The sequence below is a fragment of the Acetivibrio cellulolyticus CD2 genome (assembly GCF_000179595.2).
Classification (GTDB): domain Bacteria; phylum Bacillota; class Clostridia; order Acetivibrionales; family Acetivibrionaceae; genus Acetivibrio; species Acetivibrio cellulolyticus.
Map to the genome: position 1 here is coordinate 1,613,030 of NZ_JH556653.1, position 2,190 is coordinate 1,615,219.

1 protein-coding gene, 1 rRNA gene and 1 other annotated feature are annotated in these 2,190 nt (G+C 34.8%); of the genes, one reads left to right on the plus strand and one right to left on the minus strand.

What is annotated here, in order from left to right:
* Positions 1-322, minus strand: a sequence feature (16S ribosomal RNA rRNA prediction is too short).
* 809 nt (positions 323-1,131) lie between these two features.
* Positions 1,132-1,299 carry a hypothetical protein gene (locus ACECE_RS32575; RefSeq protein ID WP_162862510.1) on the plus strand — a complete coding sequence of 56 codons (168 nt, stop codon included), beginning with the start codon at positions 1,132-1,134 and terminating at the stop codon, positions 1,297-1,299.
* Between the two features lie 749 nt (positions 1,300-2,048).
* Here ACECE_RS32575 and rrf read toward each other — a convergent pair.
* A 5S ribosomal RNA gene (gene rrf, locus ACECE_RS0209175) occupies positions 2,049-2,165 on the minus strand.
* Positions 2,166-2,190 lie beyond the last annotated feature (25 nt).

The following is a 2,190-nucleotide window of genomic DNA, read 5'->3' on the forward strand; positions in this document are numbered from 1 at the left end:
TGCGCAATATTCCCCACTGCTGCCTCCCGTAGGAGTCTGGGCCGTGTCTCAGTCCCAATGTGGCCGATCAACCTCTCAGTTCGGCTACCGATCGTCGCCTTGGTGGGCCATTACCCCACCAACTAGCTAATCGGACGCGGGCTCATCTCACACCGGATTGCTCCTTTGATAGTAAAGTGATGCCACTTCACTATTTTATGCGGTATTAGCACTAGTTTCCCAGTGTTATCCCCCTGTATGAGGCAGATTGCCCACGCGTTACTCACCCGTCCGCCGCTAAGAATATATTGCTATATTCTCCGCTCGACTTGCATGTGTTAAGCACGCCGCCAGCGTTCGTCCTGAGCCAGGATCAAACTCTCTAAAAAATATTTATTAGAGAGCCTTTTGGCTCTAAATTACTTACTCGCGTATATTTGTTTCGCAAGTTACTCAATTAATTAACGAGTTCCTTATCGTCTTACACTGTTTACTTTTCAAAGTCCATTTCCCTCGCTTCGTCAGCGCGGAATCTTATGTTAACATGTCGCTTCATTCTTGTCAACACTTTTTTTAAAACTTTTTTGTGTTAACTTCCGACTCGCCTCTAGTAATACTTTCAGCGTTTTGTTCTCGGCGTCAGCGACAGCTTTATTAATATATCACCTATTTTAGTTTCGTTCAATCTCAATACATAGGCAAAATTACAGAGTAATTTGATTTAGCCTCAATTATACTTCGTAATATGTCAATATCCTCACATATAATTTAAAATACGTCATTCCTATTTGTTTTTTCATTATATTTAGATTGGTTTGTTTAGGTATGGTGACACTACTATAAGATGAAAAACTAGAAAACTAAATTTAAAGCATGCTCTTCATCTAAATTAGATACCGTTTTAGGTCCTATAGATTCAACTTTAATGTTCGTTATCTATATTTCACTTCAACCATATTTGAGTCTAATTAGCCATATGAACAGCGGAAGTAATTTCACCCATTCCTTATATTGTGTGGGTATATTACTGCACCATTGCAATAGTTAACTCCATGAACATCGTCCTGTCCGTAAACGAATGGAATAGCAGCATCAGAATTCATTGCTTGTTTTTGAAGTGTATTTACTGTACCTTGCCATCCATATAATTCTGTGGATCCATATTTGACAAAACGCTACCGCAACAATACTTTTGGATATGATTTGTATTCAAAACATTATATACAGCAGGTTGAAGCATTTAGGCCGCTTTTTGATATAGAGATTATGAATCAACAATTTCAGCTGCTCTTTGATTTATGGATTTTTGAGGAGAAGTAGTTTGACAAGCAACAGGAGCGTTTTGTGTAGTACTATTTTTACAACCACTCATCACAAAAATGAAAGTAACACATAAAAAAATTGATAAAATTTTTTTCACGCTAATCCCTCTTTCATTTTAAATTTGAAACATCACTTTATTTATATACATGTTTGAAGTCTTAGCAAACTTTCCAGGACAAGCAAAATCTTAAATTGTAAATATTTCCCTCCATTAAACTTTTAAAGTCAAGCAACTAAAACAAAACCACCTTTTTTATCATAATTTGTTTGAATTATAGTTCCATAGGTAGTTTCCAAATTTACAAAAAACAAACTTTTAGTATTTCCTTCCAAATAGCCTAAATTCTCAAACTTATATAATACACATACGAAAATCCTTATAAATATGGCATTACAGCTTTTATATGTGATATAAAGTTATCACATATAAAACAATAAAGTTCGTAAAAAATGTGCTTTAATAGACTATTGGCTTATATGTGATATTTTGTACCCTAAATTCCCGAACTTTATATCACATACAATCGAAACCCTTACAAATAGGGTATTGTATTTTTTGTATTATATTTTTTGTATTATATTTTTTGTATTATATTTTTTGTATTATATTTTTTGTATTATATGTGGTATTTTGTACAGGTATTTAGGATTTAGGACAGAAATGAATGAACGCGAAAGATAGGTGTTTACAACTATCAAAACATAAAACAAGACCTTATGGCGTAAACCATAAGGTCTTGATATAAATCTGGCAGCGACTTACTTTCCCGGGACGTCTCCATCCAAGTATCATCAGCACTGAGAAGCTTAACTACCGTGTTCGGAATGGGAACGGGTGTGACCTTCTCGTTATAACCACCAGAAAATTGTAAACTTTTTAAGGTTATG